The sequence below is a fragment of the Streptomyces sp. SID13666 genome (assembly GCF_010548325.1).
In the GTDB taxonomy this organism is placed as follows: domain Bacteria; phylum Actinomycetota; class Actinomycetes; order Streptomycetales; family Streptomycetaceae; genus Actinacidiphila; species Actinacidiphila fildesensis.
In genome coordinates this window covers 1-6,104 of record NZ_JAAGLX010000094.1, presented here as the reverse complement: position 1 = coordinate 6,104, position 6,104 = coordinate 1, and the positions used below count along the sequence as shown (strand labels likewise).

Below are 6,104 nucleotides of genomic sequence, written 5' to 3'. Positions count from 1 at the left end.
GTTACTCCCGCTATCAGCTGCGGATCGCTGTCCGGGTGCGTGAGCTCGTCGACCAGGGCACCGCGATCGAGGACGCGTGCCGCATCGTCGCGCTGCAGGACCAGCTCGAAGAAGCCCTCGCACTCAATGAACAGCTCCGCACCCACACCCACTCCGCCGCCTGAGTCTGGGCATCATCGACGCCTCCCTTCTCATCGACGCCTCCCTTCTCATCGGGTGCAGCCGGGTGGTGGGGGAGCGCCTCAAAGAACCGAGCACTGCAAGGCGCGCTAGCCGGTCGGCGGGCAGCCGGCCGGTGACGCTGACGGCCCCGAACCCCGTGGTTTCGCGTTCAGCAGCGGGAACCGGGTGTCATCGTGGCGGTTTCCGCGGTCAGGGCGCAGAGCGGTCTCCGCGGTGCACGCCCCGCACCAGCCGTTCGTGCAGGTCATGACGGTAGGAAGTTCCGTTGGGCGGGCCTGGCTCAGTGGCGTCGTCCCGCGCCGTACAGCAGCGTGTCGACGATACGGGTGGCCAATGCCTCCGGGTTCTGTGCATCGGCGTCCCCGGTGGCGCCGGGACCTTGCAGCGCCTCGGTGACCAGGGCGTAGTAGACCCGCCGTGTCCACTCCAGGTCCGCGTCCGGGGCGAGGAGCCCCTCGCGCTGCGCCCGGGCGAGGAAGGCGAGTGACCGTGTGTGGATCTCGGACCAGACCTCCTGGGCGATGCCGTTGTGGGCCAGGGGGTTGCCGAGTGTGAACCGCCAGGCGCCCTTGACCCGCAGCGTGTTCGCAGTGGCCCGGTGCAGCGCGACCAGCGGAGGAGCGGTCTCCAGGTGGGCGTCGTCAATGGCGGCCGTGAGCTGCTGCTTCGCGGAGGCGGCCAGTGCGTCGATGAGGGCCTGCCGGTTCGCGAACCGCCGGTGCACCGTCGTCCTGGCCAGACCCGCAGCCTCGGCGATCTGCTCCATCGGTGCGCCCGGATCCTCCGCGAGCACCCTCTCGGCCGCCTCCAGGATCGCGCGCACGCTGCGCTCCGCATCAGCCCGCAGTGCTCGCCCCATGACTTCCCCTTCCTGCAGTGCGGGTATCGGCCCTCATCTTCCAGACGATACGTCCCCGCCACAGGTTCATCGGAATCCGCGTCACTCGAGTTGCACTTATGGCTATAACAGCTACCTTGGAGATGTGGTTATGTGCCGGGGCGGCGACGAGAAGTCCAAGCGCGCCTTCGGGAACGCGAATAGCCTCAAGTGACCATAAAAGTGATGAATCACACCAGGAGTCCATGATGGGTACGAAGCGACCGGTAGCACTGGTGACGGGCGCGTCCTCCGGCATCGGAGAAGCCACCGCCCTCGCCCTCGTCCAGGCGGGCTTCGACGTGGTCGGCACCAGCCGGAACACCGCGAGGATCGCCCCCCGCGACGGCGTGACCTTCCTCGAACTCGACGTGATCAGCGATGAGTCGGTCACCACGCTGGTCCAGCAGGTCATCGACCGGTTCGGCCGGATCGACGTCCTGGTCAACAACGCCGGCATCGGCGCATCGGGCGCCACCGAGGAAAGCTCCGTGGCACAGCACCAGCGCGTCTTCGATATCAACGTCCTCGGCGTGGTCCGTATGACGAAGGCCGTCCTGCCGCACATGCGGGCCCAGGGCCGTGGCCGGATCATCAACATCTCGTCGTTCTACGGGTTCGCACCCCAGCCGTTCATGTCCGCCTACATCGCCTCCAAGCACGCCATCGAGGGGTATTCCGAGTCCGTGGACCACGAGGTCCGCGAGCACGGCGTCCGCGTGCTGCTCATCGAGCCCGGTGCAACCAACACCTCCTTCGATGGCAACCTCGTACAGCCCGACACGCCGCTGCCGGTATACGAGAACCAGCGGCGGACCGTCGACCAGGCCGTTGCGCAGGCGGTCAGGGGAGGCGACGCCCCCTCCGTCGTCGCCCAGGCCGTCGTCACCGCAGCCACCACCCGCACACCGAAACTGCGCTCCCCGGCCGGACCGTTCGCCCGGCGTATCAGCTTGCTGCGGCGGATCGCTCCCGCCCGGATCTTCGACCGGCAGATCCGCAAGTTCAACAAACTGGCGGCCTGACGCGGCCTGACGCTGCCTGCCCCGGCCGAGGGGTCCGCCGACGCCCCGGGGGCGGCTGGGCGCCACCCCGGAGCAAATCCCGGCGGCTTGTTCCCTGGCCCGCAGCCCCCCGGCCCAGCAGCGACGGCCGTGGGGCCTTTCCGCCACCGTCGCAGTTCGGTGGCGATTACCTCGCTGCCGAACGCGCGGAAATCTATGCCGACCGGAGTAGACATTGGGGGAGGGACGTGGTTATGGTTTCTCTCGTAGCCCAGAGAGACAGCAGGGCCTGGCAGAAACGAACTGCCGGGCAAGTAGTAACCGCAGTACAGGCAGTCGCAGTGTGCAGGAAGGTGCGGTGGTGGAGTGTCGAAGCCAGAGCAGGTGCAGGACGGCGACGGGACTGACGACCGGACCGGGTGGCTCGCAGTGATCAGGGGCCGCCGTGAGCAGGGCCGCATTCAATGCGGTGGCAGTACTGGTAAGTGCAGTTTGCAGTACTCAGCAGTGAAGTCAGTGGGTGGTACCTCGGTGAAGGCGTTGGCTGCGGGCGCGCGCACCGGGAGGTTCGGCAGTGGGGTTCCAAGCCAGAGCAGTTGCAGGACGGGCGACGGGGCTGGCTGCCGGAGGGTGGTGCGGTGAAGGCCACCAGCAGGTCGCACTACCAGCAGTTCGGTTGTTCCCGTAGGTACGGCACGGCAGTGGAATCCGGCGGCCGCTTCATGTGGGAGGGCCGTAGGGATTGATTGCCGGGCTGGGCGGCCCATGAGGGGCTGCCGCGCAGGTCACAACCTGTGAAACGCAGCGTGTGAAGTGCAGTTCCGTTGTGATCGCAGGACCGCAGTATCTGAAGTACCAGCAGGTCAGTAGCTTTTCATCGTTTCAGGTACGAGCAGGAAGGTTCGGAGCGACACCATCAGGATCGCCCGCACGGCAGGTGTGTGCGGGCACTCGCAAGGCCCCGGATTGGAAGGTGGTCCCCGGTCAAGCATTCAAGATCCCCGCGCCCCGTGTTCCCCCGACGCGGCAGTGCGGATACGGCAGGACCGGCAGGCACAAGCCGGTAGATGTAGATGGTGTTTGATCCGCCCCATGGGGCCCCGGAAGCCAGGTACGGCTCCGGGGCCCCTCCACGCGTTTGTCCAGGAGGCCAGATGACCATCAGACACGAAGAGGCGTAATGACCGAACAACCCCCCGCGAGCCCCGCGAGCCCGTCCGACCGGTTCGACGACGAGGACTACCCCGCCTACACGATGGGTCGCGCCGCCGAGATGATCGGCACCAACGCCGCGTTCCTCCGTGCGATCGGCGAAGCCCGCCTGATCACCCCGCTGCGGTCCGAGGGCGGCCACCGCCGCTACTCCCGCTACCAGCTGCGCATCGCGGCCCGTGCCCGCGAGCTCGTCGACCAGGGCACCGCCATCGAAACCGCCTGCCGCATCGTGGCGCTGGAGGACCAGCTCGAAGAGGCCCTGGCCCTCAACGAACAGCTGCGCAACCGGCCCGGCAATCCCGCCGCCTGAGCCCAAGAACCCGGGCTGGGCTGCGGGGCACTCAGCGGGGTAGCCGAGGGGGGAGACGTTGGTGCATCGCGCGATGCTCCTCGAGGGCGGGGATGGATGAGGGCTCATCCGGCCGGGGCTGAGTCTCCCGCCGCTGTAACGGTGTTCGAGGGGTTGGTGGGTTTGGGGCTGGTGTACCGGGCCGGGAATTACGGCAGTGAGCCCGGCGGTCTGGGTGCCGCCCGGCTACTGGCCGATGAATTCCTTGACTGTCTGGCCGCGGATCTCGCCACAACCCTGAGCGAGCGATTCCGCTTCGACGTGAGGCTCGTGGTCACGGAGCTGCTGACCAACGCTGAACGCTACGCGCACGGCCCGTCCCTGCTGGAACTGGAGGGAAGCCCTCGCAGCGTGGTGGTGACGGTATGGGACTCCAGTACCGCTCTGCCGGTCGTGTTCCCGCCCGATCCGTCCCGGGCCGGCGGTCACGGTCTGGAGATCGTGAACCGGCTGTGTGTGCAGGTGACGGTGGAGCGGGTACCGGTAGGCAAGCGCATACGAGCCGTCCTGTCGGTTCCTGGCGCCCCGTAACGGCAGCTGGGGGCAGCGCTGTCGCTTCCGGAACCCTTCTGGCAGGCACTCGGCCACTTCGGGGCACCGCTCGGCAGGTTACGGTGCGCCGGGTATCGCGGAGCGGGATGGCGGCCTGCGTGGCGCCAGCCGGCGACGAGAGGGTTGGGGCCGCTCCTGCCGAGGTCGCATGGGGTGAGGTGGGGCCGGTCAGCTGTAAGCGGGTGTGCCCAGCATCGCTACTGCGGCCTGGAGCGGGCTGAGAACAGCGGTGGCAGTTACCGCAGCGGCCTCGGGCGCGGGACGGCAGGTGAAGCCGAGTCGGGTCATGGCCCGGGTGATCTGCTCGGCGGTGAAGTCACGCCGGTCCTGTCGGGTGAGGATCTGGCCGACCTGTTTCACGGGGTAGGTGCGACGGCTGATGATCACGGATTCTCCCGTGACCGCTTCGGGCTTGACGCCCCGCATCCTGTCCTGCACTTCGCTCTTGACCAGATCGAAGGAACAGCCGGCGATGACGCAACGCATAGGACCTCAGCAAGGAGAGGGGGCAGTCGGATACCTCAGAGTCCCACACCCGGACCACCGACGGGAAGATCAACCCGCCGGTGGGAAATCCGGCACGAGGGCCGGTGTCGTGCTACCTTGTTGCCAGTTGCAGTTGTGGTACCCATGAACTTTGTGTGCACTCGACGGGCGTGACCCGCGGGTGCATTTTTGTTTGGCCGGTCATCTCCGGATGGGCTCATTGCGGCGACGCGGATTCCGCAGAGTGCGGTTTTCGGTTCTGCCCCCTGTCTTTAGGAGACACACATGGCTACTGGCACCGTGAAGTGGTTCAACGCTGAAAAGGGCTTCGGCTTCATCGAGCAGGACGGTGGCGGCGCTGACGTCTTCGCCCACTACTCGAACATCGCCGCCCAGGGCTTCCGTGAGCTCCAGGAAGGCCAGAAGGTCTCCTTCGACGTCACGCAGGGCCAGAAGGGCCCGCAGGCGGAGAACATCGTTCCCGCCTAAGCACTGACGCGCATCACCGGGTAGGGCCCGCACCGTAAGGCTGCGGGCCCTACCCGTCGCCCGCACAATCCCCCCGCACACCCCCCCGCTCATCGCGGGGCGAGGCGGCTGCGGACAGTAGAACCAAGCCGTATGGCAGGCGGCTCCGCGGTCCACGACCGCGATGTGCTCACTGCCCCGGACCCGCCTCCTCGCGCGTCCAGTTCCCGGCCGCCATCTCTGGCAGTGCCGCTCGTGGCGAAGTGTGTTCGCGCGGTTGATTCCGCGCCGCTTCGGTCCCGTCTCGTTCTTGCTCGTTCTTCCGGTTCGTCTCTGCGATGCCTTCGTGCGGCGTGTTCGCTGCTGGGGCCTCCTGGATACGTGCCGTATCCAGGAAGGTTCTCCGTGAACCCCGTTCGTTCCAACCGCTCGTATTCCAGCTCCAGTTCCACCAGCCGCGGCGGCGCGTCCAGTGCCGGCGGTTACGGCCGTTCGGCGCCGAGCCGCTCCGGTGCGCCGAGCCGTTCCGGCGGTTACGCGGGTGGCTCCGGCCGTTCCGGCAGCTACGCGGGCTCGGGCCGCTCCGGCGGTTCGAGTCGACGCCCGTCCGTTCAGGGCGAGTTCGCTCTTCCGGTCACGCTCACCCCGGCGCTGCCCGCGGTGGAGAGCTTCGCCGCGCTGGACATGCCGGCCGCTCTGCTGGCGACGTTGGCGCACGAGGGCATGGCGGTGCCGTTCCCCATCCAGGGCGCGACGCTGCCCAACGCCCTCGCCGGCCGTAACGTCCTGGGCCGCGGCCGTACCGGTTCCGGCAAGACCCTCGCCTTCGGTCTGGCACTGCTCGCCAGGACCGCCGGTCAGCGCGCCGAACCGCTGCAGCCGCTGGCTCTGGTCCTGGTCCCGACCCGTGAGCTCGCCCAGCAGGTCACCGACGCGCTGACCCCGTACGCCCGCTCGCTGCGCCTGCGGA

7 protein-coding genes and 1 pseudogene are annotated in these 6,104 nt (G+C 67.9%); 6 read left to right on the top strand and 2 right to left on the bottom strand.

The features are described from left to right. Nucleotides 1-164, top strand: a pseudogene (locus tag G3I60_RS46165) (MerR family transcriptional regulator); the annotation flags it as partial. A 299-nt stretch (nucleotides 165-463) separates the two neighbouring features. Here the strand turns inward: G3I60_RS46165 and G3I60_RS43270 are convergent. After that, the gene (locus G3I60_RS43270; RefSeq protein WP_164299630.1) at nucleotides 464-1,042 is read right to left on the bottom strand and encodes a TetR/AcrR family transcriptional regulator; all 579 of its coding nucleotides are present in this window, start codon (nucleotides 1,040-1,042) and stop codon (nucleotides 464-466) included. 227 nt (nucleotides 1,043-1,269) lie between these two features. Here G3I60_RS43270 and G3I60_RS43265 point away from each other — a divergent pair, with 227 nt between their 5' ends. The 3 genes from G3I60_RS43265 to G3I60_RS43255 all read left to right on the top strand — a co-directional run bounded on the left by G3I60_RS43265 (nucleotide 1,270) and on the right by G3I60_RS43255 (nucleotide 4,159). After that, nucleotides 1,270-2,085, top strand: coding sequence for an oxidoreductase (locus G3I60_RS43265; RefSeq protein WP_164299628.1), 816 nt, complete (start codon nucleotides 1,270-1,272; stop codon nucleotides 2,083-2,085). Nucleotides 2,086-3,244: 1,159 nt separating this feature from the next. Further along, nucleotides 3,245-3,589 (top strand): MerR family transcriptional regulator, encoded by a 345-nt coding sequence (locus G3I60_RS43260; protein WP_138356556.1) that lies wholly within the window; start codon nucleotides 3,245-3,247, stop codon nucleotides 3,587-3,589. 171 nt (nucleotides 3,590-3,760) lie between these two features. Beyond that, on the top strand, nucleotides 3,761-4,159 hold the full coding sequence (locus tag G3I60_RS43255) for an ATP-binding protein (protein WP_343241894.1): 399 nt from the start codon (nucleotides 3,761-3,763) through the stop codon (nucleotides 4,157-4,159). Nucleotides 4,160-4,348: 189 nt separating this feature from the next. Here the strand turns inward: G3I60_RS43255 and G3I60_RS43250 are convergent, their stop codons facing one another. Further along, nucleotides 4,349-4,666, bottom strand: coding sequence for an SCO5918 family protein (locus G3I60_RS43250; RefSeq protein WP_138356559.1), 318 nt, complete (start codon nucleotides 4,664-4,666; stop codon nucleotides 4,349-4,351). 285 nt (nucleotides 4,667-4,951) lie between these two features. Here G3I60_RS43250 and G3I60_RS43245 point away from each other — a divergent pair, with 285 nt between their 5' ends. Both G3I60_RS43245 and G3I60_RS43240 read left to right on the top strand, forming a co-directional pair. Next, a complete protein-coding gene (locus G3I60_RS43245; protein ID WP_034275260.1) occupies nucleotides 4,952-5,155 on the top strand; it encodes a cold-shock protein in 204 nt (67 codons plus the stop codon). A gap of 384 nt (nucleotides 5,156-5,539) precedes the next feature. Beyond that, a partial coding sequence (locus G3I60_RS43240; protein ID WP_164299624.1) for a DEAD/DEAH box helicase occupies nucleotides 5,540-6,104 on the top strand: 565 nt, incomplete at its 3' end.

What these genes read in the sequence shown, in the direction of transcription:
- G3I60_RS43270 (WP_164299630.1), bottom strand. Translation starts at nt 1,042, where the DNA reads ATGGGGCGAGCACTGCGGGCTGATGCGGAGCGCAGCGTGCGCGCGATC.
- G3I60_RS43265 (WP_164299628.1), top strand. Translation starts at nt 1,270, where the DNA reads ATGGGTACGAAGCGACCGGTAGCACTGGTGACGGGCGCGTCCTCCGGC.
- G3I60_RS43260 (WP_138356556.1), top strand. Translation starts at nt 3,245, where the DNA reads ATGACCGAACAACCCCCCGCGAGCCCCGCGAGCCCGTCCGACCGGTTC.
- G3I60_RS43250 (WP_138356559.1), bottom strand. Translation starts at nt 4,666, where the DNA reads ATGCGTTGCGTCATCGCCGGCTGTTCCTTCGATCTGGTCAAGAGCGAA.
- G3I60_RS43245 (WP_034275260.1), top strand. Translation starts at nt 4,952, where the DNA reads ATGGCTACTGGCACCGTGAAGTGGTTCAACGCTGAAAAGGGCTTCGGC.